Genomic DNA, 26,305 nt, shown 5'->3' on the forward strand with positions numbered 1-26,305 from the left:
CCCAGTCGACCTCGACGGGCACGGGTCAGTGCTCCTGACCCTTGATGTACGGGCGCCCGTCCGCCGCGGGCATGCGTAGTCGTTGCGAGGCGAGCGAGAGCACGAGCAGCGTGGCGACGTAAGGGGTCACGTAGGCGACCTGGTCGGGCAGCTGGTCGGTCGCGCGGTACCAGAGGAACACGACGACGGCGACGACGAGCGCACCCACCGCGGGGGTCACGGCACGCCGGTAGGCACGGAACAGGGCGAAGAGCACCAGGCCGATCACGATCACGAGCAGCAGCGCGTGCACGGCGTCGCCGCTGCGCAGCTGCATCGCCTGCGTGTAGCCGAACAGCAGCGAGCCCGAGGCGAGGCCGCCCACACGCCAGTTGCCGAAGATCATCGCGGCCAGGCCGATGAAGCCCTGGCCCTGGGTCTGCCCCTCGCGGTAGATGCCCGAGAGCACCGTCGCCAGCACCGCGCCGCCGAAGCCCGCCAGGCCGCCGGACACGACGACGGCGACGTACTTGTGGAAGTACACGTTGACGCCGAGCGACTCCGCTGCGTACGGCGCCTCGCCGCAGGAGCGCAGCCGCAGGCCGAACGCCGTGCGCCAGAGCACGTAGAACGTGATCGGCAGCAGCGCCACGGCGATGAGCGTGGTGTAGGGGACGTCGGTGGTGACCGCGTGCACCATGCTGCCGAGGTCGGAGACGAAGAACCACTGGTGGTCCGCGAGGCTCGCCGACCAGTCCGAGAGCCCCGGGATCGTGAACGTGCTGATCGGCGGGATCTGGTCGGACTGGGTGGGCTGGTTCGGGAACACCAGCGTGGACAGGTACTGCGTGACGCCGAGCCCCAGCAGGTTGATCGCGACGCCGGAGACGATCTGGTCGACGGCGAAGGTCACCGTCGCGATCGCGTGCACCAGGCCGCCGATCGCCCCGAGCACGACGCCGGCCAGCAGACCCCACCACGGTCCGTAGAGCGTGCCGGCCCAGCCGGCGCCCCACGTGCCGAGGATCATCATCCCCTCGAGGCCGATGTTGACGACGCCGGAGCGCTCGGACCACAGGCCGCCGAGACCGGCCATCCCCAGCGGGATCGCGAAACCGATCGCCGCGGCGATGGTGCCGGCGGAGTCGAGCTCCTGGGCCCCAGTGATGATGCGCACCGCCGAGATCACGGCGACCAGGCCGGCGAGCGCCACCGCGAGCCGCCAGCCGGTGAGGCGGACGGTGCGCCGCTGGAGCGCGACGGTGCCGGCGACCTCGCCGGGGGTCGGGAGACCGAGCTTGGTCGTCATGCCGCGGCCTCCGCCATCGGCGTCTCGGCCGCGAGCTGGCGTCCCACCTCGCGCTGCTGCGCGCGGATGCTGTAGCGCCGGACCAGCTCGTAGGCGACGACCACCGAGAGCACCGCCACGCCCTGCATGATCGTGACGATCTCCTTGGAGACGCCGGTGAGGTCGAGGATCTGGCGCGAGGAGTCGAGGAAGGCCCACAGCAGCGCGCCGAACACGATGCCGATCGGGCTGTTGCGGCCGAGCAGCGCGATCGCGATGCCGGTGAAGCCGAGACCCGCCGGGAAGTCGAGGTTGTAGGTCATGGAGACGCCGAGCAGCTGCGGCATACCGATGAGGCCGGCCAGCGCGCCGGAGAGCAGCATCACGAACAGCACCATGCGCTTGCCGTTGATGCCGCTGGCCGCGGCTGCCGTGGGCGAGAGCCCGGTGGCGCGCAGGTCGAAGCCGAACCTCGTGCGGTTGAGCATCCACCAGTAGCCGATGCCGACCGCGGCGGCCAGGAAGATCAGGCCGTACACGGGGTCGAACGCGTCCGGGATCAGCGGGATCCCCGGCACGTGCCCGCTGTCGGGGATGGTCGGCGTCCCGATGTTGTTGCTGCCCTCGGCCAGGACGCCGAACCGGCCCTCCGTGAGCAGGAAGGCGATGATGCCGGTGGCGACGTAGTTGAGCATGATCGTCGAGATGACCTCGCTCACGCCCCGGCGGTTCTTGAGCACGGCCGCCACCCCCGCCCACAGCGCGCCGACGATCATCGCCGTGGCGATGATGACGGTCACGTGCAGCACGGGGGGCAGCGAGATCTGCCCGCCGACGTAGGCGGCGAACAGCGCGGCGAGCCGGTACTGGCCGTCGACGCCGATGTTGAACAGGTTCATCTTGAACCCGATCGCGACGGCGATGGCGGCCAGGTAGTACGTCGTCGACAGGTTGAGCGTCAGCGAGAGGCTGTCCGGCTGGATGCCGTAGTCCCACATCTGCTTGTACGTGTCGATCGGCGGGTGCCCGGACACGATCAGGATGATCGTGGTGACCAGGAAGGCGAAGGCCAGCGCCAGCAGCGGCGCGGCCAGCGCGAAGGCGAACTTCCTCACGACTCCCCACCTCCGGCGCCGGTCATCGCGGACCCGAGCTGCTCCGGAGTGACCGTGAGCGGATCGGCCTCCGCGACGAAGCGGCCGCGCAGCAGAACCCTGATCGTGTCCGACAGCCCGATGAGCTCGTCGAGGTCCGCGGAGATCAGCAGCACGCCGAGCCCCTCGGCGCGCGCCTTGCGGATCTCGTCCCAGATGGCCGCCTGCGCGCCGACGTCGACACCGCGCGTGGGGTGCGCCGCCACGAGCAGGCGGGGGTCGTTGCTCATCTCCCGGCCGACGATCAGCTTCTGCTGGTTGCCGCCGGACAGGGACGAGGCCATGACGTCGATGCCGGGGGTGCGCACGTCGTACTCGTCGATGATCCGCTGGGTGTCCGTGCGCGCGCCGCGCCGGTCGATGAGCACGCCCTTGGCGTTGGGCGCCTGGGTCTGGTGGCCGAGGACGCGGTTCTCCCACAGCGGCGCCTCGAGCAGCAGCCCGTGGCGCGTGCGGTCCTCGGGGATGTAGCCGACGCCGGCCTCGCGCCGCGCGCGGGTGCTCCAGCCGGTGATGTCCTCGCCCTCGAGCCGCACGGTGCCGCTCGCGGGCGTGTGCATCCCCATGATCGTCTCGACCAGCTCGGCCTGGCCGTTGCCCTCGACCCCGGCGATGCCCACGACCTCGCCGGCGTGGATCGTGAGCCCGATGTCCGCGAGCACCTGCCGGCCGGCGTCGTTCACCAGCGACAGGCCCTCAACCTCGAGCACCGTGCGGTCCGTGACGGTCGACTCGCGAGTGCCGGGCGAGGGCAGCTCGCTGCCCACCATCAGCTCGGCGAGCTGCCGCGCGTCGACCTCGCTGGGCAGCACCGTGGTGACCGTGGTGCCGCCGCGGATCACGGTGATCTCGTCGGCCACCGAGAGCACCTCGTCGAGCTTGTGCGAGATGAAGATGACGGTGAGCCCCTGGCTCTTCAGCTCGGCCAGGGCCCGGAACAGCTGCTCGACCTCCTGCGGCACGAGCACCGCGGTGGGCTCGTCGAGGATGAGGGTGCGGCAGCCGCGGAAGAGCACCTTGATGATCTCGACGCGCTGGCGGTCGCCGACGCCGATGTCCTCGACGAGGGCGTCCGGGTCGACGGTGAGCCGGTAGGTGCGGCCGATGTCCTCGATCCGGGCGCGGGCCGCGCCGAGGTTGAGGAAGCCCGCGGACGTCGGCTCGTCGCCGAGCACCACGTTCTCGAGGACGGTGAAGTTGTCGGCGAGCTGGAAGTGCTGGTGCACCATGCCGACGCCGCGCGCGATGGCGTCCGAGGGCGAGCGCAGGGTGACCGGGACGCCGTCGATCTCGATCGTGCCCTCGTCGGGGCGGTGCATCCCGTACAGCGTCTTCATGAGGGTCGACTTGCCCGCGCCGTTCTCACCGACGATGGCGTGCACGGTGCCGCGGCGCACCGTGATGTCGATGTCGTAGTTCGCGCGGACGCCGGGGAACGTCTTGGTGATCCCTCGGAGCGCGACGGCGATGTCGCCCGCGGGGCTGTCGGTGGCGATGACCCTCTCCTCCATCCCTGCCCTGACGTGCTTCGGCTCGGACGCTATCGCGTCCGAGCCGAAGCCGTGGTCGTTCCCGAGCCGGTGTCAGGTCAGGAGCCGGGCACCGTGATGCTGCCCGAGATGATCGCCTGGGCAGCGGCGTCGGCCTTGGCCTCGTAGGGCTGGACGGCGGGGTTGGACTTGGAGTAGCCCACGCCGCCGTTCTTGAGGTCGTAGGTCTGCACGCCGGACAGCGGCGAGCCCTTGACCGCAGCCTGGATGACGTCGAAGACCGCGACGTTCACGTTCTTCAGCGCCGAGGTGAGGATGACGTCCTTCACCGCGGGGTCGGCCGAGAGGTACTGGTCGGAGTCGACGCCGATCGCCCAGCCCTTGGCCGCCTTGGCGGCGGTGAACACACCCGAGCCCGAGCCGCCGGCGGCGGCGTAGACGACGTCGGCACCGGCGTCGAACATGCCGGCCGCGGTGGCCTTGCCCTTGTCAGGGGCGTTGAAGCCGCTGAAGTCCGGGGGCTGGGTGAGGTACTTGTCCTGGATCTTCGCGGTCGGGTCCGTCGCCTTCACGCCGGCGTCGAAGCCCTTCTGGAAGGAGACCAGCAGCGGCACGTTCACGCCGCCGATGTAACCGACGCTGTGCGTCTTGGACGCCTGCGCCGCGATCACGCCGACCAGGTAGGACGCCTGGTTGGCCGCGAAGATGAGGTCGGCCACGTTGTTCGCCGTGATCGTCGAGTCGTCGACGATCGCGAAGTGGACGTTCGGGAACTTCGCCGCGACGGTCTTGAGCGCCGGCGCGTAGGCGAAGCCCACCGCGATGATCGGGTCGTAGCCGCCCTGCGCCAGGAGGGTGAGCCGCGCGGCCTTCTGCGCGTCGGTCTCGTTCGGGACCGCGGACAGCTCCTTGGTCTCGACGCCGAGCTCGGTCTTGGCCTGGTCGAGGCCGGCGGCGGCGGAGTCGTTGAACGACTTGTCGCCGCGGCCGCCGATGTCGTAGGCCATGCCGACCTTGACGGTCGTGGCAGGCGCCGACGACGACGCGGCAGGCGAGCTGCTCGTGTTGTCGGCAGTGCTGCTGCCGCAAGCGGCGAGCGCGAGCGCACCGGCTGCGAGCACGGTGGCTACTTTCAGGCCCTTCAGCAAGGGGGTCTCCTTCCGAGGCCCGGCCGCTCGGCCGGGCGCGTGAACAGACCGACCCTAGTGGTCGCGGCGTGGTGGTCGAGACCCGAGCGGCGTCGCCGTCCGGCTCCGCAACCGATCCGTGACCGAGGTGAACGAACCGTGAGTTCCGAGCCCTCCCGGACCACCCCCACGTTCGGCATCCGGACCCCACCGGAGGCGGGCGCGCAGTGGGCGCGAGCCCGCGATTCGACCCTCCGGCGACCCGGCCCGGCGACAGCGAGGGGCGGGTCGGGACGCCTGGCTCGCAGGGATCAAGCCTGACCGCCCGGAGAGACGGGCGGCCCGACCCGCACCGCCCGCAACCACCACCCGGCATAGGGCAGCACCGGGGGCGACTCGACCACCCGTAGACACGGTCCACGGCCCTGTGACACGCCCCGACGTCAGCGAGGGGCGGGTCGGGCCGCCTGGCTCGCAGGGATCAAGCCTGACCGCCCGGAGAGACAGGCGGCCCGACCCGCACCGCCCGCAACGGCCACGGCACCGGCACCGGCACCGGCACCACGTCCCCAGGGCTCGCATCCGACCGCACCCCTGCGCGAGGGGAGGGTCGGGCCGCCCGGCTCGCAGGGATCAAGCCTGACCGCCCGGAGAGACGGGCGGCCCGACCCGCACCGCCCGAACACGCCTCCCCGCCCGCAACCGGCCTCCCCGCCTGGGACGGATCCGAGCTCAGAAGACGACGGCCGGCGTGTAGAGGCCCCAGACGTCGCGCAGGGCGTCGGACACCTCCCCCACCGTGGCCCGCAGACGCAGGGCGTCGCGCAGCGGGTAGAGGACGTTGTCGGTGCCGCGCGCCGCCGCGCGCACGGCCTCGAGCGCGGCGTCGACCGCCGCCTGGTCGCGTTCGGCGCGCAGCCGGGCCAGCCGCTCGCGCTGGGTGTCCTCGATGGTGGGGTCCACGCGGAGGGGCTCGTAGTGCTCCTCCTCGTCGACGGTGAACCGGTTGACCCCCACGACCACGCGCTCGCCGGCGTCGATCTGCTGGGCCACCGCGTACGCCGACCGCTCGATCTCGCCCTTCTGGAACCCGCGCTCGATCGCCGCCACGGCGCCGCCGAGCTCCTCCACCTGGGCCATGAGCGCGAGGGCGGCCGCCTCCACCTCGTCGGTCAGCGACTCGACGACGTAGGAGCCGGCGAACGGGTCGACCGTGGCGGTCACGTCGGTCTCGTAGGCGAGCACCTGCTGGGTGCGCAGCGCGAGGCGGGCCGCCTTGGCCGTCGGCAGGGCGATGGCCTCGTCGAAGGAGTTCGTGTGCAGCGACTGGGTGCCCCCGAGCACCGCCGCGAGCCCCTGGACGGCCACGCGCACGAGGTTGACCTCGGGCTGCTGGGCCGTGAGCTGCACGCCGGCGGTCTGGGTGTGGAAGCGCAGCATGAGGCTCTTCGGGTCCTGCGCGCCGAACTCCTCCTTCATGACGCGGGCCCAGATCCGGCGCGCGGCACGGAACTTGGCCACCTCCTCAAGGATGGTCGTGCGCGACACGAAGAAGAACGCGAGCCGGGGGGCGAACTCGTCCACGTGCATCCCCGCGGCCACGGCGGCGCGCACGTAGGCGATGCCGTCGGCCAGGGTGAACGCGATCTCCTGCGCGGGCGTCGCCCCCGCCTCGGCCATGTGGTAGCCGGAGATCGAGATCGTGTTCCACCGCGGGATCTCGGCCCGGCAGTACGCGAAGATGTCGGTGATCAGGCGGATCGAGGCGGCCGGCGGGTAGATGTAGGTGCCGCGGGCGATGTACTCCTTGAGCACGTCGTTCTGGATCGTGCCCGTCAGCTCGGAGGCGGCGACCCCCTGCTCCTCGGCCACGAGCTGGTAGAGGAGCAGCAGCACTGCCGCGGGGGCGTTGATGGTCATCGACGTCGAGACCTCGCCCAGCGGGATGCCCTCGAAGAGCACGCGCATGTCCTCGATGGAGTCGATCGCCACCCCCACCTTGCCGACCTCGCCGTGCGCGAGCGGGTGGTCGGAGTCGAAGCCCATCTGCGTGGGCAGGTCGAAGGCGACCGACAGGCCGGTCGTGCCGGCCGCGATGAGCTGCTGGTAGCGCGCGTTGGACTCGGCCGCGGTGCCGAAGCCGGCGTACTGGCGCATCGTCCAGGGGCGGCCGGTGTACATCGTGGGGTAGACGCCGCGCGTGAACGGGAACGCGCCGGGCTCGCCGATGCGCTCGGCCGGGTCCCACCCGGCGAGGTCGTCCGGGCCGTACACCGGCTTGAAGGGCAGTCCGGACTCCGTGCGGCGGGTCATGCGGGACCTCCTCGAGGTGACGCGCTCACGCTAGTGCGGACGGCTCCCGCCTCGCCGCGCGGGGAGCGCGTGCCGCGGCTCCGGCGGCGTCGAGGTGGTCACCGCGGGGGCCGCACCGGGTTACCCTCCCTGGGTGCTGACGCCTCGCCGCTGGGCCGTCGTGCGGGTCGTGGCCTGCGCGACGGGCCTCCTCCTCGCCGCCGGCGTCCCGGCGTCCGCGGCGACCGGGGCAGCGGCGCGTGCGACGGCGGGCGACGACGTGGCGGCACGGGCGGCGGCCGCTGCCGGGTCCGACGTCGTGGGCGGCCCGGAGCTGGCCTCGCCCGGGATCGTGGTGCACCGGCAGGCCGGCGCGACCAAGCTGCCGTCGGTGCAGGCCGACACCTGGCTGCTCGCCGACCTCACCACGGGCGAGGTGCTGGCCGCCAAGGGCGCGCACACCCGCGTGTACCCGGCGAGCACGCTCAAGACTCTCACCGCGGTCACCCTCATGCCCAAGCTCGACCGGAACATGGTCTGGACGGCGACCTACGACGAGGCCAGCGCGGACGGCGGCCACGTGGGCATCGTCCCCGGGGCCACGTACACCGTGTGGGACCTGTGGCACGGCCTGCTGCTGCCCAGCGCGAACGACGCCGCCGCGGCGCTCGCCGACGCCAACGGCGGCATGGTCCACACGGTGCGCGAGATGCGGGCCATGGCCGCCCACCTGCACGCCGACGACACCGTCGTCAGCAACGACAGCGGGCTCGACGCCCCCCACCAGCGCAGCAGCGCCTACGACATGGCGCTCATGGCCCGGGCCGCGCTCGCGATCCCGGACTTCCGCACGGTGACCCGCACCATCAGCTACGACTTCCCCGGACGGCCGGTCAAGCCCGGCCAGAAGCGGCACACCTACAAGATCTACGGCCAGAACCGCCTGCTCATCCACGGCTACCCGGGCACGATCGGCGGCAAGACCGGCTTCACCTCCATCGCGCACCGCACGTTCTGGGGGGCGGCCCGCCGCGACGGGCACACGCTGGTGGTGACGCTGTTCCAGATCCACGAGCCCACCGAGAGCGCGGCCCGCTCCCTGCTCGACTGGGGCTTCGCCAACCTCGGCAAGCTGCGGCCCGTCGGCACCCTCGTCGAGCCCGGCGACCCGCCGGCCACCACGACCTCGAGCCCCGTCGCCGCCGCACCCGGGGTGGCTGCGGCCGCCGCCAGCACGACGGCGGCCGTCGCGGCGTCGGGCACCTCCCCCGTGATGGTGGCCACCGTGGTCGCCGTCGTGGTCGTGCTGCTGCTCGGCGTGCTGTGGCTGCGCCGGTGGTCGCGCGACGACGGCTCCGCGCGGCCCGAGCCTCCTGCCGAGGGGCCGGCGCCCGGAACGACGGGGGCGCCGGCCGCGTCGGCGCACCGGGTCGAGCAGCCTGCCGCTCCCACCGGCACCGGGGTCCGCGTGCAGCGGCCGCCCTCGCGCCCGGCGCCGGCCGGTGCCGCACCTGCGCCGCCGGCCGCGCAGCCGGAGCCGGCCGGTGCTTCCGGGCCGCTCGCCGAGGGGTCGGCGTCCGCGAGCGACGAGACCGGGCCGGTCCCCCTGGTCGGGGGCATCGAGGTGCCGCCGGCCGGCACCACCCCGGCCGCCGCGGCCCCGGCGGGTCAGGACGACGTCGAGGAGCCCCCCGCGCCCCCGCGTGCGCGCCCCGCGGCGCGGGTGGACGAGGCCGCTCACGACCGCGAGGAAGGCCCGGGCGAGCAGCAACGGACCGAGCCGCGGGCCCCGGGGCGCACGCCGTCGCCGCAGCGGCCGCCGTCGTCCGGTGCGGGTGGCTCCAGCGGCAACGTGCGGGTGATCCGTCCGCCGCAGCGGCCGGAGTCCTGACCGGGCCGCTCAGCCGGTCGAGGTTCCGGACGGACGCCGGGCACCGCCCAGCGGGAAGGTCGACCGCGGGTGCCAGGCACCCTCGGAGTGCACGTACAGGACGAACTCGCGCACCTCGAGCTCGGCGCTGAAGCCGGCGAGGGCGTCGAAGGCGGTGTCGAGCGTCGCGTCGGGCAGGTCGTGGGCGACCGTGACGTGCGGGTGGTAGGGGAAGTCGAGGTCGCGGGCGAGCGGGCCGGACCGCACCCGCCGCTCCAGGGCCTCGAAGGCGCTGATCCCGCGGGCGATCGCCACGAACACCACCGGGGAGACGGGGCGGAAGGTGCCCGTGCCGCGCAGCAGCACCCGGAACGGCGCGACCGAGCCGGCCGCCGCCGCCAGGTGCTCCTCGACCCCGGGCAGGTCCGGGTCGGCCACGGCGGTGGGCGGGAGCAGGGTGACGTGCGCCGGGATCGCCGAGGCGAGGGGGTCGCCGAACGAGGCCCGCCAGGCCTCCAGCTCGGCGCCCCAGGGGTCCGGGACCGCGACGGCGACCCCGATGAGGCGGGTGCCGCTCACCCTCCGGCCGGCAGGAAGCCCAGCCGGTCGTAGACGGTGGCCAGCGTGGTGGAGGCGACCTCGCGGGCACGGTGCGCGCCCTGCGCCATGAGCCGGGCGAGCTCGGCCGGGTCGCCCACGAGCTCGCGCACGGTCGCCGCGAACGGCTCGGCGAAGGCGACGACGGCGTCGGCGGTGTCGGCCTTGAGCGCGCCGTAGCCCTTGCCGTCGTAGTCCTTCGCGACCGACTCGACGTTGCGCTCGGTGAGGGTGGCCAGGATCGTGAGCAGGTTGGAGACGCCGGGCTTGGTGACCGGGTCGAACCGCACCTCGCTCTCGCTGTCGGTGACCGCCGAGCGGATCCGCTTGGCGATCACCTTGGCGTCGTCGAGCAGGAACACCGCTCCGTGCGGGAGCGACTTGCTCATCTTCGCCGTGGGGTCCTGGAGGTCGGTGATCTTCGCCGTCTCCTTCACGATCAGCGGCGTGGGGACGGTGAACGTGGGCCCGTAGCGGTGGTTGAACCGCTGCGCGAGGTCGCGGGTGAGCTCGAGGTGCTGGCGCTGATCCTCGCCCACGGGGACGCCGTCGGCCTGGTACACGAGGATGTCGGCGACCTGGAGGATCGGGTAGGTGAACAGGCCCACCGAGGCGTGGTCGGACCCGCTGCGCGCGGACTTGTCCTTGAACTGCGTCATGCGCGACGCCTCGCCGAACCCGGTCATGCACTCCATGACCCAGCACAGCTGCGCGTGCTCGGGCACGTGGCTCTGCACGAACAGGGTGGACGCCGACGGGTCGACGCCGGCGGCGATGATCTGGGCGTAGGCGAGGCGGATGTTCTCGCGCAGCCGGACCGGGTCCTGCTCGACCGTGATCGCGTGCAGGTCGACCACCATGTAGTACGCGTCGTGGTCGTCCTGGAGCGAGACCCAGTTGCGCACGGCACCGAGGTAGTTGCCGAGCTGGAACGAGCCGGCGGTGGGCTGGATGCCGGACAGGACGCGGGGCTGGGTCATGCGGGGGATTCTTCCACCGGCGCCCCGCCCTCCCGCGACCCGGTTGTCCCGGGGCGGGTGACGCGGATCCGGGCCGCACGCCGGCCGTCGAGCTCGGTCACCGTGAGCACGGTGCCCTCGAGCTCCACGGTCTCGCCGACCTCCGGCAGGCGGCCCAGGGCGGCGACGACGTAGCCGGCGACGGTCTCGTACGGGCCCTCGGGCAGCTCGATCCCCGTCTGGTCCTCGAAGTCGTCGAGGTTGAGCAGCCCGTCGACCTCGAGGTCGCCGCCCACGGGACGGGACACGACCTCCTCGAGGTCGTACTCGTCGCGGATCTCGCCCACGAGCTCCTCGACGAGGTCCTCGAGCGTCACGATGCCGGCGGTGCCGCCGTACTCGTCGACGACGATCGCGAGGTGGGCGCCGGCGGCGCGCATCTCGAACATCGCGGGGAGCACCTGCTTGCTCCCGGGCAGCGACAGCACCTCGCGGCAGAGCTCCTCGAGCCGGATCCCGCGGTCGACGACGTCCGGGTTCAGGATGTCGCGGATGTGCACGAAGCCCACGATGTCGTCCTGGGAGCCGCGGAACACGGGGTAGCGCGAGTGCGGCATGTCCGAGACCGCCCGAGCGGCCTTGTACGCCGGCAGCGTCGCGTCGAGGAAGTCCACCTCGGTGCGCGGCACCATCACCTCGCGCACCTCGCGCTCGCCGGCGTCGAACACGTCGTCGATCAGCGCGCGCTCCTGCGCCGTGAGGGTCTCCTGCGAGGCGACGATCCCGCGCAGCTCGTCCTCGGTGATGATCTCCTTGTTGGCGGTGGGGTCGCCGCCCACGGCGCGCACGAGAAGGTCGGTCGACACCGAGAGCAGCCAGATGAACGGGCGGGCCACCCGTGCCAGCCGGTCGATGAGGGCCGCCGTGGCGATCGCGATGCCCTCCGCGCGCTGAAGCGCGATCCGCTTGGGGGTCAGCTCGCCCAGCACGAGCGACAGGTACACCAGCAGGAGCGTCACCAGCACGAACGCCGTGGCGTCGGCGACCCCCGCCGACAGCCCGATGTTCTCCAGCAGCGGCGCCACCTGCGGCGACATCTGCGAGGCGCCGAACCCTGCGGACAGGAAGGCCGCCGTGGTGACGGCGAGCTGGACGGCCGCGAGGAAGCGGTTGGGGTCCGACGTGAGCGCCGCCAGCCGGGCGCCCCGGCGGCCGCGCTCGGCGGCGATCCGGTGAACCTGGCTCTCGCGCAGCGACACCAGGGCGATCTCGGCAGCGGCGAAGAAACCACCGATCAGCGTGAACACGAGCACCACGCCGAGGTTGAGCAGGAACTCGCTCACGCTTCCCCCGCTCGGCGGCGCGCCGCTCGCCCGGCGTGAGGCCCGTCCATGCGCCGATCCTAGGCAAGGACGGGGGGCGCTGTGGGGGACCCGGCGCGCCGGACGCCGCCGGCCCCGCGCCTAGCCCTTCGTGGCCCCCAGGGTGAGGCCGCCGACGAACTGCCTCTGGAGGACGAAGAACACGATCAGCGTGGGGATGGCCGCCATCATGGCGCCGGCAGCCAGCAGGTTGAGGTCGGTGAAGTACTCGCCCTTGAGGTTGTTCAGGGCGGCGGTGATGGGCCGTTTCGCCCCGGTGCTCATGAGCACCAGTGCCCACAGGAAGTCGTTGTAGATCCAGGTCGTGAGCAGCACCCCGAGCGCCGCGAGGGCGGGCCGGCAGAGCGGCAGGATGATCGAGCGGTACTGCCGCCAGACCGAGGCCCCGTCGACGAGCGCCGCCTCGGTGAGCTCGGAGGGCAGCGCCTTCATGAAGTTGCTCAGCACGAAGGCCGCGAACCCCATCTGGAACGCGACGTGGATGGCCACCACGCCCCAGTAGGAGTCGTACCAGACCTCCTTGTCGTTGAGGACGTGCGGGAGGGGCAGCGCCAGGTAGATCCGGTAGAGCGGCACCAGGATGATCTGCGGCGGGAGCAGGTTGCCCGCGGTGAACACCAGCAGCAGCGCGAGGTTGAACCGGAACGAGTACCGGCTCACCGCAAAGGCGATCAGCGATGCAAGGAAGAGCGTCATCAGCACCGCAGGGATCGTGATGATCGCCGAGTTGATGAAGAAGTGCAGGAAGTCCGACTGCTGCCACGCGTGGACGTAGTTGTCGAAGTTGAGCGTCTTGGGCCGGCTGAAGATGCTCTCGGCGCTCTGGGTCTCGTCGTAGGGGCGCAACGACAGGTAGAAGGTCCAGAGGATCGGGATCAGCCACAGCACCGACAGCACCGTGAGCACCGTGTACGACACCCAGTGCCGCCGCCGCCGACGCCGGCCCACCCGGGCGCGGGCCTCGTCGTGCGTGGTGTCCCGGACCAGCGCCGCGCCGCTCGGCACGGCCTCGGCGCTCACGCGTTCTCCTTGCGGAAGGCGTTGATCAGGTAGTACATGATCGGTCCGATCGATATGAGCAGCAGGATGACGGCGATGGCCGAGCCGTAGCCGATCCGGCTGGCCTCGCCGACGATGTTGTCGTAGACGAGCACCGACAGGAGCTCGAGTCCGTTGCGGCCGCCGTTGATGATGAACACGAGGTCGAACGCGCGCAGCGCCTCGATGATGGTGATGACCAGCACCACCACGTTGACCGGCCGCATCGCCGGGAACACCACCCGGACGAACGTCTGCCACTCGGAGGCACCGTCGATGGCGGCCGCCTCGCGCAGAGTCGGATCGACGCCCTTCAGGCCGGCCAGGTAGATCATCATGATGTAGCCGACGTGGCGCCACGAGGCGGCGACCAGCGCGGCCCAGATGTTGAGGTCCTTGTTGCCCAGCCAGTCGATCTGGTCGCCCGGCGCGGTCTTGCCGAGCACGTTGTTGATCAGACCGAGCTCCGGCGCGTACATGAACTGCCAGATGATGCCGATGACGGCCAGCGAGAGCACGACCGGCATGTAGAAGGCGGTCTGGTAGAAGAAGCTGCCCTTGAGCCCCTTGTCGAGCAGGTAGGCGAGCAGCATCCCCAGGGGCGTCGCGATGAGCAGGAGCACGACGAGCCACAGGACGTTGTTGCGCACCGCCGACCAGAAGGCGGGGTAGATCGTGAAGATCTGCTCGTAGTTGCGCAGCCCGACGAACTTGATGCGACCGATCCCGCCGATGCCGTTCCACGAGGTGAACGACAGGATGATCGACAGGATCGTCGGCACCCACACCAGCGCGATGACGATGAACGTCGGGACGCCGACGAGGAGGCTCAGGACGATCTTGTCCGAGCGTGAGAAGACCGAGCGGCGGCGACGACGGCGCTTGTCCGTCGTCGCCGCCGTCGCTGCGGAGGTCGCCATGGCGAGAAGCGTCTCAGGTCAGCTCGAGAAGATGGCCTGCTTCTGCTGCTCGATGCTCTCGAGGAGCGGGTCGATCTCGGTCGGCTTCGCCAGGAACTGCTGGATCGACGGGATCATGACCGTCGAGGCGAAGTCGGGACGCGTGTCGCGGTCGAGGAACTGCGAGATGTGCTTGGCCTGACCCACCAGCTCGGCCGCCTTCTTCTGGAGGGCGTTGTACTTGCTGGTGTCGGTGCCGTTGTTGGTGCCGACGTTGTTCGGGTCGGACGCGAGGTAGATGTTCTGCGCGTCGGGGCTGGCCAGGTACTCCATCAGGGCCTTGGCGCCGTCGACGTTGTCGGTCGCCTTCGAGAGCATGAAGCCGTCGATGGGAGCCTCGACCGTGTCGGTGCCGTACGCGGACTCGATCGCCGGGAACGGGAAGAAGTCGAGGTCGTCGCGGTCCGGGCCGTCGGGGAACTGCTGGCCCACGAACATGCCGAGCAGGTACATGCCGGCCTTCTTGTTGAGCAGCGCACCGGCCGCGTCCTGCCAGGTGCGGCCGAGCGCGCCCTCCTGGTGGTAGGGCAGCAGGTCGGCCCAGTTCTGGAAGACGGCCTTGACCTTGGGGTCGGTCCACGACTCCTTGCCCGCCATGAGCGAGACGTGGAAGTCGTAGCCGTTGGTGCGCAGGTTGATGTAGTCGAAGGTGCCCATGGCGGGCCAGCCGTCCTTGTCGCCGAAGGCGATCGGGATCAGGCCCTTCTTCTGCATGGTGCTCATCGCGGCCTTGAGCTCGTCGAGCGTGGTGATCTTCGAGGCGTCGAGGCCGAGCTCCTGGAACACGCTCTTCCGGTAGAAGAGGGCCCAGGGGTAGTAGTAGAAGGGCACGAAGTACTGGTGCCCGTCGTTGCCGGTCGAGGCCTGCTTGAACGAGTCGTTGAACTGGCTTCCGACCTTGGACCACACGTCGTCGATCGGCTGCGAGAGCCCCTGGTCGGCGAAGAACCGCATGCGGTAGCCGGCGAACCAGGTGAACGCCTGGTCGGGCGTGCCCTGCAGGTAGGTGTTGATCTGCTCCTGGAACGTGTTGTGGTCGACCGAGTTCACCTTGACCTGCACGCCCGACGCCTTCGTGAACGCGTCGAACACGGACTGGTAGGCCGCCTTCGGAACCGCGTCCGAGGCGTTCGAGCCGAACGTCACCGTGCCGCTGGGCGACCCTGCGCCGCCCGAGGCGGAGCCCGTGGCGCCCGGGCTCTCCGAGGACCCGCAGGCCGCGAGCAGCGGCGAGGCCGCGACGACCCCGGCACCGAGGGCCAGGCCCTGGAGCACGCGCCGCCGGCTCACCAACGAAGTCTGGTCCCCGAACGAGGCACCCTGCGTCATGCTACCTCCTGAAGCAACGGGATCCCACAGATCCCAACAGGACCGCACTGTAGGCCCCGAGCGTTCCCGAGGGAAGATGTTTCGTTGACATTTCTTCGTGTCGCGTCGCCACGGGGCACGACCCGCGCTAAAGCCGCTGATACCGGGGTATATCCGGCGTTTGCCGGACGCAACGCCCCACAAAGGGCACCAGAGGGCGCGTGAGCGGATCTGTTGCCAATTGTTGACTTTGGGTCCCGACGGGTCCACGCTGCGCACGTGGCTTGGCTTCCCGGTCGCCTGATGTTCGGCGGTGACTACAACCCCGACCAGTGGCCGCGCGAGGTCTGGGCGCACGACCTCGAGCTCATGGGCCAGGCGCGGGTGTCGCTGGCCACGGTGGGCGTCTTCTCCTGGGCCAACCTCGAGACCGCACCCGGCCGCTACGAGCTCGGCTGGCTCGACGACGTGCTCGACGGGCTCGCCGGCGCCGGCATCGGGGTCGACCTGGCCACGGCCACCGCGTCGCCCCCGCCGTGGCTGACCGCGGCGCACCCCGAGGCCCTGCCCGTCGACCGCGAGGGCCGGCGGCGCTGGCCGGGCGCGCGCCAGGCCTACTGCCCGTCGTCCGCCGTGTGGCGCGAGCGCGCCCTGGCGCTGGTCGAGACGCTGGCCGAGCGCTACCACGGGCACCCGGCCCTGGTGATGTGGCACGTGGGCAACGAGTACGGCTGCCACACCGCCCGCTGCTACTGCGACACGTGCGCCGGACGGTTCCGCGACTGGCTGGCCGACCGCTACGGCGACGTCGACGGGCTCAACCGCGCGTGGGGCACCGCGTTCTGGAGCCAGCGATACGGGTCCCTGGCGGAGGTGCTGCCGCCGCGGATCACCCCGGACGGCGCCTGGGCCAACCCGACCCAGCAGCTGGACTACCGCCGGTTCGCCTCCGACCTGCTGCTCGAGGAGCTCGTCGCCGAGCGGGACGTGCTGCACCGGCTGTCCCCCGGCATCCCCGTCACCACTAACCTCATGGTGATGACCAGGTTCAACCAGCTCGACTACTGGGCCTGGGCCCGCGAGCTGGACGTCGTCTCCAACGACTACTACCCCGACTTCGCCGACCCCCGCACGCACGTCGAGGCGGCGCTCTCCGCCGACACCGTGCGCGGACTCGCCGGTGGCGAGCCGTGGCTGCTCATGGAGACGTCGCCGAGCGCGGTCAACTGGCAGCCGCGCAACCCGGCCAAGCGGCCGGGCGCGCTGCGTCGCGACGCGCTGCAGCAGGTGGCCCGGGGCGCCGACGGCTTCAACGTCTTCCAGGTGCGGGCGTCCGTGGCTGGGGCGGAGAAGTTCCACTCGGGCCTCATCCCGCACGCGGGCACCGGGACGCGGCTCTGGCGCGAGGTCGTGGAGCTCGGCAGCCTGCTCGAGCGGCTCGGCGAGGTGGCCGGCAGCAGGGTGCAGTCGTCGGTCGCGCTGGTGTGGGACTGGCAGGCCTGGTGGGCCTGCGAGCTCGACAGCCACCCCAGCGTCGACGTGCACTACCCCGACCGTGCCCGCGCCCTGCACGAGGCGCTGTGGGAGCTCGGCGTCACCGTCGACGTCGTGGCGCCCGGGGCCCCGCTCGACGGCTACGACCTCGTCGTGGTGCCCACCCTCTACCTCGTCGACGACGCCGTGGGCCCCTGGCTCGACACGTACGTGCGCGGCGGCGGGCACGCGCTGGTCACGTACTTCTCCGGCGTCGTCGACCGCGACGACCACATCCGACCGGGCGGCTACCCGGGCGCGTTCCGCGACACGCTCGGCATCGTCGTCGAGGAGTTCGCGCCGCTGCTGGCCGGCGAGTCGGTGTCGCTCGACGACGGCGGCCGCGCGGACGTCTGGACCGAGGACCTCCGGCTCGAGGGCGCCGAGGCCGTCGTGCGCTACGTCGACGGTCCCGTGCCCGGCATGCCGGCGGTCACCCGCCACCCCCTCGGCGAGGGCGTCGCGTGGTACGTCGCCACCCGCACCGACGCGGCGACGACCGCGCGGATCGTGGGACGGGTCGTGGCGGAGGCGGGCGTCGTCCCGGTGACGGCGACGGTCCCCGGTGTCGAGGTGGTGCGGCGTCGCTCCGACGACCGCTCGTGGCTGTTCGTGCTCAACCACACCGACTCCGCCGCAACCGTCGCGGCCGAGGGTCTCGACCTCGTGAGCGGGGAGCACGTCGCCGGCTCGGTCACTGTGCCGGCGGGCGGTGTCGCCGTGGTGCGTGAAGGAGGTCCGGCGTGACCGCGCTCGCCTCGCAGCGCCAGGCGCACATCCTCGACGAGCTCGAGCGGCTGGGCGCGGTGCGCGTCAGCCGCCTCGTCGAGTCCCTCGGCGTCAGCGACATGACGGTGCGGCGCGACCTCGACGCCCTCGCCCAGCGCGGCCTGCTCACCAAGGTGCACGGCGGCGCGATGGCGATCGGCGAGCGCAGCAACCACGAGCCCGGCTTCGAGGCCAAGCAGGTGCGGGCCCAGGTGGAGAAGGACGCCATCGCCCACGTGGCCGCCGAGCTGATCTCGCCCGGCTCGGCCGTGGGCATCTCGGCGGGCACCACCACGTGGACCCTCGCGCACCTCGTGCGCGACATCCCCGGCCTCACCGTCGTCACCAACTCGATGCGGATCGCCGACGTCGTGCTGTCCAGCGGCCGTTCCGACCAGACCGTGGTCCTCACCGGCGGGATCCGCACCCCCTCCGACGCGCTCGTCGGACCGGTCGCGGTGGCCGCGCTGCGCAGCCTCCACCTCGACCTCGTCTTCCTGGGCGTCCACGGCATGGACGAGCGCAGCGGCTTCACCACGCCCAACCTCATGGAGAGCGAGACCGACCGCGCCCTCGTCGAGGCCGGCCGGCGCCTCGTCGTGGTAGCCGACCACACGAAGTGGGGCACCGTCGGCCTGTCGACGATCGTGCCGCTCGACGTCGCCGACATCCTCATCACCGACGACGAGATGCCGCCCGAGGCGCTGGCGGTGCTGCGCGAGCGCGTCCCTGAGGTCGTCGTCGCCCGGCGCGGGCTGCCCGTCGAGCAGCTGCACGAGGGGGCGAGGTGAGGCCCGTACGCCGCACGGTGGTCACGCTCGCCGACGGACGCGAGCTGCTGCACTTCGACGACGACTCGTCGCCGGAGCGCGAGACGATCGACAAGCGCGACCTCGACCCCCGCGGGGACGCGCCGGACCTGCGGCACGACCCGCTGCGCGACGAGTGGGTCTCGGTGGCCGCGCACCGGCTCGACCGCACCTTCCTGCCCGGGCCCGACGACTGCCCGCTGTGCCCGAGCCGCGACGGGCGCCTCACCGAGGTGCCCAGCGACGACTACGACGTGGTCGTGTTCGAGAACCGGTTCCCGGCCTTCGTCGGCACGCCGTCCGAGGTGGCGGACGACGGCGTGCACGTGCACCATCCGGCCTGGGGCCGGTGCGAGGTCGTGTGCTTCACGTCCGACCACGACGCGTCGTTCGCCGACCTCGACCACGACCGGGCCCGGCTGGTGATCGAGGCCTGGGCCGACCGCACCTCCGAGCTCTCGCGCACGCCCGGCGTCGAGCAGGTGTTCGTGTTCGAGAACCGCGGCGAGGCCATCGGCGTCACCATGCGCCACCCGCACGGCCAGATCTACGCCTATCCGTTCGTCACCCCGGTCACGCGGGCGCAGCTGGACTCCGCCGCACGCCACCTGGCCGCCACCGGCCGGAACCTGTTCGACGACGTCGTCGACGCCGAGCTGGCCGACGGCAGCCGCGTGGTCCTCGAGAGCGAGCACTGGGTGGCGTTCGTGCCGTTCGCGGCGCGCTGGCCCGTGGAGATGCACCTCTACCCGCGCCGGCGCGTGCCGGACCTGGCAGCGCTCACCGACGTCGAGCGCGACGAGCTCGCCGACGTCTACCTCGACCTGCTCCGCCGGGGCGACGCGTTCTTCGGCATCCCGCTGCCCTACATCGCCGCGTGGCACCAGGCGCCGGTGCGCGAGCGACGTGACCTCGCCGCGCTGCACCTCGAGCTCTTCTCGGTGCAGCGCAGCGTCGACAAGCTCAAGTACCTGGCCGGCTCGGAGTCCGCCATGGGCGCGTTCGTCAACGACCGGACCCCGGAGGACGTCGCCGCCCGGCTGCGCGCGGCCGGCCCGTCGTGACCCCCGCGGACGGCGAGGTGGGGACCGGGTCCTCCGCCGCCTTCGCGGCCGTGCACGGCCGGGAGCCCACCGTGGCCTGGCGGGCGCCGGGGCGGGTGAACCTCATCGGCGAGCACACCGACTACAACGACGGGTGGGTCCTGCCGCTCGCGCTCACGCTGGGCACGACCGTGCGGGCCGCACCGCGTCCCGACCGCGTGCTGCGCCTGGTGACGCACCGGCACGCGGCCGAGCCCGTCGACGTCGACCTCGACCACCTCGCGCCCGGCACGGTGACGGGCTGGGCGGCCTATCCCGCGGGCGTCGCCTGGGCCCTGGCGGAGCGGGGCGTCCCCGTCGTCGGGGCTGACGTGCTCGTGGACGGCGACCTGCCGCTCGGGGCCGGGCTGTCGTCGTCGGCCAGCCTCGAGCTCGCCACGGCCGGCGCCCTGCTGGCCCTCGCAGGCGCCGATCTCGACCTCGTGGAGACGGCGCTGCTCGCCCAGCGGGCCGAGAACGAGTTCGTCGGCGTGCCCTGCGGCGTGATGGACCAGATGGCCAGCGCCCTGGGCCGGGCGGGCCACCTGCTGCTGCTCGACGCCCGAAGCCTGGCGGTGCGTCAGGTGCCGTTCGACCCCGCGGCGCACGGCCTCGCGCTGCTGGTGGTGGACACCAGGGCGCGTCACGCCCTCGTGGACGGCGGCTACGCCGACCGCCGCGCCGCCTGCGAGACGGCGGCCCGGATGCTCGGCGTGCCGGCCCTGCGCGACGTGACCGACCTCGACGCCGCGCTCGCCCGGCTGCCCGACCCCGTGCTGCGGGCTCGCGTGCGCCACGTGGTGGGTGAGAATGGCCGGGTGCGCGACGTGGTGGAGCGGCTCGACCGGGGCGACCTGCGCGGTGTCGGGGAGGTGCTGACGGCGTCGCACGTGTCGCTGCGCGACGACTTCGCCGTCTCGTGCCTCGAGCTCGACCTCGTGGTCGACACCGCGCTGGGCGCCGGGGCGCTCGGCGCGCGGATGACCGGCGGCGGGTTCGGCGGCTCCGCGATCGCGCTGGTCGACGTCGCGGAGGTCGAGACGGTGCGCGAGGCCGTGCTCGCGGCGTTCCACGACGCGGGCCTGCACCGCCCCGCGTTCGTCGACGCCACGCCCGGCGACGGAGCGGGGCCGCTGCGATGAGCGAGCCGGGCCGCCTCGACGCGGACTACCGCACGCAGTCCTGGGACCGGCTGCGCGCCGGGGTCGACGTGCTCGTCGTCGGCGGCGGGGTCACCGGCTGCGGCATCGCCCTCGACGCCGCGCTGCGCGGGCTCTCGGTGGGCCTGGTCGAGCAGCGCGACTTCGCCGCGGGGACGTCGAGCCGGTCGAGCAAGCTGGTGCACGGCGGCCTGCGCTACCTCGAGCAGTTCAACTTCACGCTCGTGCGCGAGGCGCTGCGCGAGCGGGCCCTGCTGCTCGACCACCTCGCGCCGCACCTCGTGACCCCGCTGCCGTTCCTCTACCCGCTGGCGCACCGCATCTGGGAGCGGCCGTACGTCGGCGCGGGCCTCACGCTCTACGACACGCTCGGCGGCCTGGTGCCGTCGCTCCCCCGCCACAGCCACCTGTCCAAGTCCGCCGCGCTGCGCGCCTTCCCGTCGCTGCGCGAGGAGACTCTCGCCGGGGCCATCCGCTACCACGACGCGCAGGTCGACGACGCCCGGCACACCCTCGAGCTGGCCCGCACCGCCGCCGCGCACGGCGCCTCGCTCGTCGCCGGGGCCCGGGTCGTCGGGTTCGCCCGCGAGGGCGAGCGCGTCGTGGGCGCGCAGGTCCTCGACGCCACCACGGGGCAGTCGCACGACGTGCCCGCCACGGTGGTCGTCAACGCCACCGGCGTGTGGGCCGGCATCACCGAGCAGCTGGCCGGCGTCGAGCAGCCGATCCGGATGCGGCCGAGCAAGGGCGTGCACATCGTGGTGCCCGGCGACCGGATCGACGCGTCCGTCGCCCTCATCACCAGGACGCGCACGTCGGTGCTGTTCGTCCTGCCGTGGGGGCGGTCCTGGGTGATCGGCACCACCGACACCACGTGGCACCACGGCCTCTCGCACCCCTCCGCGACGCACGCCGACATCTCCTACCTGCTCGAGCAGGCCAACGCCGCGCTCACCTCCGGGCTCACCGAGGACGACGTCATCGGGCTCTACGCCGGGCTGCGCCCCCTGGTCGACACCGAGGGGCTGGCGGAGTCGGAGATCTCGCGCGAGCACACCGTGCGCTCCCCTCTGCGCGGCCTGGTGACGATCACCGGCGGCAAGTACACGACGTACCGCGTCATGGCCGAGGACGCCGTCGACGCGTGCGGCGAGGACCTCTTCCCCGGCCGGCCGGACCTGCTCCCGCCCTCGCGCAGCGCGGAGGTCCCCCTGCTCGGGGCGTGCGAGCCCGAGACGCTGCTCGCCGAGCTCGCCGGCTGGCCCGGCACGGAGAACATCGACGCCGCCCACCTCGACCGGCTCGCGCACCGCTACGGCCGGCTGCTGCCGGAGCTGCTGCTCCACGTCGACGAGGAGCCCGAGCTCGCGCGGGAGGTGCCCGGAGGCGCCGGCACGCTGGCGGTCGAGATCGTGCACGCGGCCAGCCACGAGGGCGCGCTGCACATCGAGGACGTGCTCACGCGTCGCACCCGGCTCTACCTCGAGGCGGGCGACCGCGGTCTCGGCGCGGCGCCGCACGCGGCCCGGCTCATGGGCGACGTGCTGGGCTGGGACGACGCGACCCGCGAGCGCGAGGTGGCCCGCTACCGGCAGCGCGTGGAGGCCGAGCTCGAGGCGCAGGCGGCCCCGGACGACGACGCCGCGGCGGCGATCCGCGAGCGGGTGACCGACCCGCGCGTCCCGGGATGACCGGCCTGCCCGGCCCCCGGCGCTGCGGACGGCCGGGCAAGCCGGCTCTGCTGCGGCGGCGGGCCCGGTGAGCCTGCTCGACCCCTCCTCGGCGGCGGGCGCGGCGCACGCGCTGTGGCGCGCGGCCGAGGCCCGGCGCCTCCTCGGCTGGGCGGCCGGATCCGCCCATCCCGCGGGGGGTTTCGGCTGGCGCACCCGCGACGGCGGCCTCGACCCCTCGCGCGGGCGGCCCCTGTGGATCGCGTGCCGCATGGTGCACTGCCTGGCGCTGGGCGCGATGCTCGGCCGCGAGGACGACCGCGAGGCGGCCCGCGCCGGCACCGCTGCGCTGCTCGACATCTACCGCGACCAGGAGCACGGCGGGTGGGTCGGCGACCTCGACTCCCCCGGCGGCCGCAAAGAGGCCTACGGGCACGCCTTCGTGGTTCTCGCGGCGTCGACCGCGTCGGTGGCCGGGGTCCCGCGCGCCCACGTCCTGCTCGAGGCGGCGCTGGGCACCGTGCTCGACCGCTTCTGGGACGAGGACGCGCAGATGCCGTACGAGTCCTACGCCGCCGGCTTCACCGACCGCGAGGACTACCGCGGCGGCAACGCGGCCATGCACCTCGTCGAGGCGTTCCTGGCGGCAGCGGACGCCACCGGCGACACGGCCTGGCGCGACCGGGCGACGGCGGTGTGCACGCGGATGCTCGAGGCCGCCCGCGCGGCGTCCTGGCGGGTGCCCGAGCACTTCGACGCCCGGTGGCGCGTGCTGCCGGACTACAACCGCGACGTCCCTCGGCACCCGTTCCGGCCGTTCGGCGTCACGCCCGGGCACGCGTTCGAGTGGTCGCGCCTGGTGCTCACCCTCGGCGCGTGCCACGACGTGCCCGCGTGGTTCGGCCCGGCAGCCCGCGAGCTCGCGGCCGTCGCCTGGCGCGACGCGTGGGACGAGGCGCAGGGCGGGCTCGTCTACACGACCGACCTCGACGGGACCCCGGTGGTGCGCGAGCGATTCCACTGGGTGGTGTGCGAGGCGATGGGCGCCGCGTGGGCGCTGCACCGCAGCACCGCGGACGCGACGTGGGCCGGGCGCTACGAGCAGCTCGCGGAGTTCGTCCACCGGCACCTGCTCGACCCCGCGCGCCCCGGCGCCTGGTGGCACGAGCTCGACGCCGGCAACCACCCGTCCGAGCGCACGTGGGCCGGCGCCCCCGACGTCTACCACGCGCTCCAGGCGGTGCTGCTGCCCGGGCTGCCCCTGGCACCCGGGCTCGCCCGGGCCGTGGGCACGCCGGCGTCGAGCGGCTGAAGCGGCCTCAGTCGAGGCAGAACTCGTTGCCCTCCGGGTCGGACATCACGATCCAGCCCGAGCTCATCGGCGGTGCCGGTCAGGTGAAGGTGACGCTCAGCGGGGCGTGGTCGCTCCAGCGCTCGGCGTACGAGGCGGCCTTGCCGACCTCCGCCTTCACCGCGCGCGCCGCGAGTCCCGGCGTGGCGAGCGCGTAGTCGATGCGCCAGCCGCCGTCGGTGTCGAACCCGCGACCGCGCCACGACCACCAGGTGTAGGGGCCGGGCCCGTCGCCGCCGAGCGCCCGGCCGAGGTCGGTCCAGCCGTGGACGTCGAACCACCGGTCGAGGTAGGCCCGCTCCCCCTCCAGGAAACCCGCCTTGCCGCGGTTGCCGCGCCAGTTCTTGATGTCCACCTCGCGGTGCGCCACGTTGAGGTCGCCGCACACGATCGCCTGCCGGCGCCGGCGCGGCCGGCCCAGGTCGACCAGGCGCGCCTCGACCGCGTCGAGGAACCGGTACTTCTCCGCCTGCCGCGGCTCGTCCGTGGCTTCGCCGGTGAACACGTAGGTGCTCGCCACGGTCAGCGGTCCCACCGCGGTGTCGACGTCCACCTCGATCCAGCGCCCCGATCCGGCGAACTCCTCCGGACCGACGCCGGTGCGCACCGCCCGGTGCGGCGCCGTGGTGAGCACCGCGACCCCGGCCCGGCCCTTGGCCTCGGCCTCCGTGTGCGCCACGTGCAGGTGCCCGAGGCCGGCGTCGGCGAGCACCTCCGCGAACTGTTCGTCGGTCGCCCGGACCTCCTGCAGGCACAGCACGTCCGCACCGCTGGCCGCGAGCCACGCCAGGCCGCCGCGCCTCGCCGCCGCCCGCACCCCGTTGACGTTCGCGGTGACGACGGTGAGCACGCCGCCATCCAACCAGTCCGGACCGACGCCGGACCCCGGCGGTCCCGCAGCCGCGGCGGTCATCTCGTCCCCGCCGCGACGCCCCGACCCGGGCCGCCATGCGCGAGTCAGCGTCCGCGACTCAGGCGTGCGGCGTAGCGTTGTCGACCGTGCCCGGATCCACCCGCCCGCCCGTCCCGCCGAGGAGCCCCCAGTGACCGACGACGCCCAGCCTGTCTCGTACGAGGGCGCCACCCTCGGCGTTCCGATGCTGTCCTCGACCGGGAAGCAGTTCGGGACCCTGGCGAAGGTGCTCGAGATCGCGTCCGAGGACCTGTTCGACGGAGTCATCGTCTCCACGGAGCACGGTCACCGGTTCATCGACCGCGACCAGATCAGCGAGATCACCACCGAGTACATCCGGTGCACCATCGACGACACCGAAGCGGCCGCGCTGCCGGAACCGTCCGGCACGGTCGCCTTCGAGGCGGACGCGGGCTACGGCGAGGGGCGCTCGTTCCGGGAGTGGGTCCATCGGACGTTCGGCCACGGCGGCTGGCACGCCGAGGGCAGCGGCGAGTAGCGCCCTGCGGACCACGACGGCCCCCGGACTCGTGTCCGGGGGCCGTCGTGCGGTGCGGGTGGGTCAGGCGCCCATCGCCGCGCGGAGGTTCTCGTCGATCGCGTCGAGGAACTCCTCGGTCGTGAGGTAGGGCGCGTCCGGCGCGATGAGCAGCGCGAGGTCCTTGGTCATCTTGCCCTGCTCCACCGTCTCGACGCAGACGCGCTCGAGCGTCTGGGCGAACTCGGTCACCTCGGGCGTGCCGTCCATCTTGCCGCGGTAGGACAGGCCCTGCGTCCAGGCGAAGATCGAGGCGATCGGGTTCGTCGAGGTCGGCTTGCCCTGCTGGTGCATGCGGTAGTGGCGGGTCACCGTGCCGTGCGCGGCCTCCGCCTCGACGGTGCGCCCGTCGGGCGTCATGAGCACCGAGGTCATGAGCCCGAGCGAGCCGAAGCCCTGCGCGACGGTGTCGCTCTGGACGTCACCGTCGTAGTTCTTGCACGCCCAGACGTAGCCGCCCTCCCACTTGAGCGCCGCGGCGACCATGTCGTCGATGAGCCGGTGCTCGTAGGTGATGCCCGCAGCCTCGAACTCGGCCTTGAACTCGGCCTCGAACACCTCGGCGAACAGGTCCTTGAAGCGGCCGTCGTAGGCCTTGAGGATCGTGTTCTTCGTCGAGAGGTACACCGGAAGGCCGCGGTCGAGGCCGTAGCGCATCGACGCGCGCGCGAAGTCGCGGATCGAGTCGTCGAGGTTGTACATCGACATCGCCACGCCGCCGCCGGGGAAGTCGAACACGTCGAGCTCGATGGGCTCCCCGCCGTCGGCCGGCTGGAACTTCAGCGTGAGCGAGCCGGGCCCGGGCACCTTGAGGTCGGTGGCGCGGTACTGGTCGCCGCAGGCGTGACGGCCGATGATGATCGGCTTGGTCCAGCCCGGCACCAGCCGCGGGATGTTCGAGATCACGATCGGCTCGCGGAAGATGACGCCGCCGAGGATGTTGCGGATCGTGCCGTTCGGCGACTTCCACATCTTCTTCAGGCCGAACTCCTCGACCCGCGCCTCGTCCGGCGTGATGGTCGCGCACTTGACGCCGAC

21 protein-coding genes and 1 pseudogene are annotated in these 26,305 nt (G+C 72.5%); 8 read left to right on the forward strand and 14 right to left on the reverse strand.

The window, feature by feature from the left end:
* Positions 1–25 precede the first annotated feature (25 nt).
* The 5 genes from GC157_18170 to GC157_18190 all read right to left on the reverse strand — a co-directional run bounded on the left by GC157_18170 (position 26) and on the right by GC157_18190 (position 7,351).
* Complete coding sequence (locus GC157_18170) at positions 26–1,288, reverse strand: ABC transporter permease (GenBank protein ID MBI1379380.1); 1,263 nt, start codon at positions 1,286–1,288, stop codon at positions 26–28.
* Positions 1,285–2,382: an ABC transporter permease gene (locus GC157_18175; GenBank protein ID MBI1379381.1), complete on the reverse strand. Its 1,098-nt coding sequence runs from the start codon at positions 2,380–2,382 to the stop codon at positions 1,285–1,287. Before GC157_18175 ends, GC157_18170 begins: the two co-directional genes overlap by 4 nt.
* Positions 2,379–3,932: an ATP-binding cassette domain-containing protein gene (locus tag GC157_18180; protein MBI1379382.1), complete on the reverse strand. Its 1,554-nt coding sequence runs from the start codon at positions 3,930–3,932 to the stop codon at positions 2,379–2,381. Before GC157_18180 ends, GC157_18175 begins: the two co-directional genes overlap by 4 nt.
* A 77-nt stretch (positions 3,933–4,009) precedes the next feature.
* Positions 4,010–4,918 (reverse strand): BMP family ABC transporter substrate-binding protein, encoded by a 909-nt coding sequence (locus GC157_18185; protein MBI1379383.1) that lies wholly within the window; start codon positions 4,916–4,918, stop codon positions 4,010–4,012.
* Positions 4,919–5,770: 852 nt separating this feature from the next.
* On the reverse strand, positions 5,771–7,351 hold the full coding sequence (locus GC157_18190; GenBank protein ID MBI1379384.1) for a methylmalonyl-CoA mutase: 1,581 nt from the start codon (positions 7,349–7,351) through the stop codon (positions 5,771–5,773).
* Between the two features lie 94 nt (positions 7,352–7,445).
* Here GC157_18190 and GC157_18195 point away from each other — a divergent pair, with 94 nt between their 5' ends.
* Positions 7,446–9,221, forward strand: a complete 1,776-nt coding sequence (locus GC157_18195) for a hypothetical protein (GenBank protein MBI1379385.1) — start codon at positions 7,446–7,448, stop codon at positions 9,219–9,221.
* A 9-nt stretch (positions 9,222–9,230) separates the two neighbouring features.
* Here the strand turns inward: GC157_18195 and GC157_18200 are convergent, their stop codons facing one another.
* The 6 genes from GC157_18200 to GC157_18225 all read right to left on the reverse strand — a co-directional run bounded on the left by GC157_18200 (position 9,231) and on the right by GC157_18225 (position 15,464).
* Positions 9,231–9,761, reverse strand: a complete 531-nt coding sequence (locus GC157_18200; GenBank protein MBI1379386.1) for a 2'-5' RNA ligase family protein — start codon at positions 9,759–9,761, stop codon at positions 9,231–9,233.
* 14 nt (positions 9,762–9,775) lie between these two features.
* On the reverse strand, positions 9,776–10,777 hold the full coding sequence (trpS, locus tag GC157_18205; protein ID MBI1379387.1) for a tryptophan--tRNA ligase: 1,002 nt from the start codon (positions 10,775–10,777) through the stop codon (positions 9,776–9,778).
* Positions 10,774–12,099 (reverse strand): DUF21 domain-containing protein, encoded by a 1,326-nt coding sequence (locus GC157_18210; GenBank protein MBI1379388.1) that lies wholly within the window; start codon positions 12,097–12,099, stop codon positions 10,774–10,776. Before GC157_18210 ends, trpS begins: the two co-directional genes overlap by 4 nt.
* A 120-nt stretch (positions 12,100–12,219) precedes the next feature.
* Complete coding sequence (locus GC157_18215; GenBank protein MBI1379389.1) at positions 12,220–13,086, reverse strand: ABC transporter permease subunit; 867 nt, start codon at positions 13,084–13,086, stop codon at positions 12,220–12,222.
* A 68-nt stretch (positions 13,087–13,154) separates the two neighbouring features.
* The gene (locus GC157_18220) at positions 13,155–14,096 is read right to left on the reverse strand and encodes an ABC transporter permease subunit (protein ID MBI1379390.1); all 942 of its coding nucleotides are present in this window, start codon (positions 14,094–14,096) and stop codon (positions 13,155–13,157) included.
* 18 nt (positions 14,097–14,114) lie between these two features.
* Complete coding sequence (locus GC157_18225) at positions 14,115–15,464, reverse strand: extracellular solute-binding protein (GenBank protein ID MBI1379391.1); 1,350 nt, start codon at positions 15,462–15,464, stop codon at positions 14,115–14,117.
* A gap of 282 nt (positions 15,465–15,746) precedes the next feature.
* On the opposite strand from GC157_18225, the gene GC157_18230 reads away from it, so the two are divergent.
* The 6 genes from GC157_18230 (at position 15,747) to GC157_18255 (ending at position 23,777) form a co-directional block, all read left to right on the forward strand.
* On the forward strand, positions 15,747–17,723 hold the full coding sequence (locus GC157_18230) for a beta-galactosidase (GenBank protein ID MBI1379392.1): 1,977 nt from the start codon (positions 15,747–15,749) through the stop codon (positions 17,721–17,723).
* Positions 17,720–18,535, forward strand: a complete 816-nt coding sequence (locus GC157_18235; protein MBI1379393.1) for a DeoR family transcriptional regulator — start codon at positions 17,720–17,722, stop codon at positions 18,533–18,535. Before GC157_18230 ends, GC157_18235 begins: the two co-directional genes overlap by 4 nt.
* Positions 18,532–19,617, forward strand: coding sequence for a galactose-1-phosphate uridylyltransferase (gene galT / locus GC157_18240; GenBank protein ID MBI1379394.1), 1,086 nt, complete (start codon positions 18,532–18,534; stop codon positions 19,615–19,617). Before GC157_18235 ends, galT begins: the two co-directional genes overlap by 4 nt.
* On the forward strand, positions 19,614–20,777 hold the full coding sequence (gene galK, locus GC157_18245; protein MBI1379395.1) for a galactokinase: 1,164 nt from the start codon (positions 19,614–19,616) through the stop codon (positions 20,775–20,777). Before galT ends, galK begins: the two co-directional genes overlap by 4 nt.
* Positions 20,774–22,486 carry an FAD-dependent oxidoreductase gene (locus GC157_18250; GenBank protein ID MBI1379396.1) on the forward strand — a complete coding sequence of 571 codons (1,713 nt, stop codon included), beginning with the start codon at positions 20,774–20,776 and terminating at the stop codon, positions 22,484–22,486. The genes galK and GC157_18250 overlap by 4 nt, the downstream gene beginning before the upstream one ends.
* Before the next feature lie 112 nt (positions 22,487–22,598).
* The gene (locus tag GC157_18255) at positions 22,599–23,777 is read left to right on the forward strand and encodes an AGE family epimerase/isomerase (GenBank protein MBI1379397.1); all 1,179 of its coding nucleotides are present in this window, start codon (positions 22,599–22,601) and stop codon (positions 23,775–23,777) included.
* Between the two features lie 7 nt (positions 23,778–23,784).
* On the opposite strand, the pseudogene GC157_18260 reads toward GC157_18255, so the two are convergent.
* A pseudogene (locus tag GC157_18260) lies at positions 23,785–23,856 on the reverse strand (VOC family protein).
* The gene (gene xth, locus GC157_18265; protein MBI1379398.1) at positions 23,857–24,729 is read right to left on the reverse strand and encodes an exodeoxyribonuclease III; all 873 of its coding nucleotides are present in this window, start codon (positions 24,727–24,729) and stop codon (positions 23,857–23,859) included.
* Between the two features lie 130 nt (positions 24,730–24,859).
* Between xth and GC157_18270 the strand changes: the two genes are divergently transcribed.
* On the forward strand, positions 24,860–25,228 hold the full coding sequence (locus GC157_18270) for a hypothetical protein (GenBank protein ID MBI1379399.1): 369 nt from the start codon (positions 24,860–24,862) through the stop codon (positions 25,226–25,228).
* Positions 25,229–25,291: 63 nt separating this feature from the next.
* Here GC157_18270 and GC157_18275 read toward each other — a convergent pair.
* Positions 25,292–26,305, reverse strand: a 1,014-nt coding sequence (locus GC157_18275; GenBank protein MBI1379400.1) for an NADP-dependent isocitrate dehydrogenase, incomplete at its 5' end; no start/stop codon positions are given.

Source organism: Frankiales bacterium, assembly GCA_016125335.1.
GTDB lineage: Bacteria > Actinomycetota > Actinomycetes > S36-B12 > CAIYMF01 > Longivirga.

What these genes read in the sequence shown, in the direction of transcription:
- GC157_18185 (MBI1379383.1), bottom strand. Translation starts at nt 4,918, where the DNA reads ATGGCCTACGACATCGGCGGCCGCGGCGACAAGTCGTTCAACGACTCC.
- GC157_18180 (MBI1379382.1), bottom strand. Translation starts at nt 3,932, where the DNA reads ATGGAGGAGAGGGTCATCGCCACCGACAGCCCCGCGGGCGACATCGCC.
- GC157_18190 (MBI1379384.1), bottom strand. Translation starts at nt 7,351, where the DNA reads ATGACCCGCCGCACGGAGTCCGGACTGCCCTTCAAGCCGGTGTACGGC.
- GC157_18225 (MBI1379391.1), bottom strand. Translation starts at nt 15,464, where the DNA reads ATGACGCAGGGTGCCTCGTTCGGGGACCAGACTTCGTTGGTGAGCCGG.
- GC157_18220 (MBI1379390.1), bottom strand. Translation starts at nt 14,096, where the DNA reads ATGGCGACCTCCGCAGCGACGGCGGCGACGACGGACAAGCGCCGTCGT.
- xth (MBI1379398.1), bottom strand. Translation starts at nt 24,729, where the DNA reads ATGACCGCCGCGGCTGCGGGACCGCCGGGGTCCGGCGTCGGTCCGGAC.
- GC157_18170 (MBI1379380.1), bottom strand. Translation starts at nt 1,288, where the DNA reads ATGACGACCAAGCTCGGTCTCCCGACCCCCGGCGAGGTCGCCGGCACC.
- trpS (MBI1379387.1), bottom strand. Translation starts at nt 10,777, where the DNA reads ATGACCCAGCCCCGCGTCCTGTCCGGCATCCAGCCCACCGCCGGCTCG.
- GC157_18250 (MBI1379396.1), top strand. Translation starts at nt 20,774, where the DNA reads ATGAGCGAGCCGGGCCGCCTCGACGCGGACTACCGCACGCAGTCCTGG.
- GC157_18230 (MBI1379392.1), top strand. Translation starts at nt 15,747, where the DNA reads ATGTTCGGCGGTGACTACAACCCCGACCAGTGGCCGCGCGAGGTCTGG.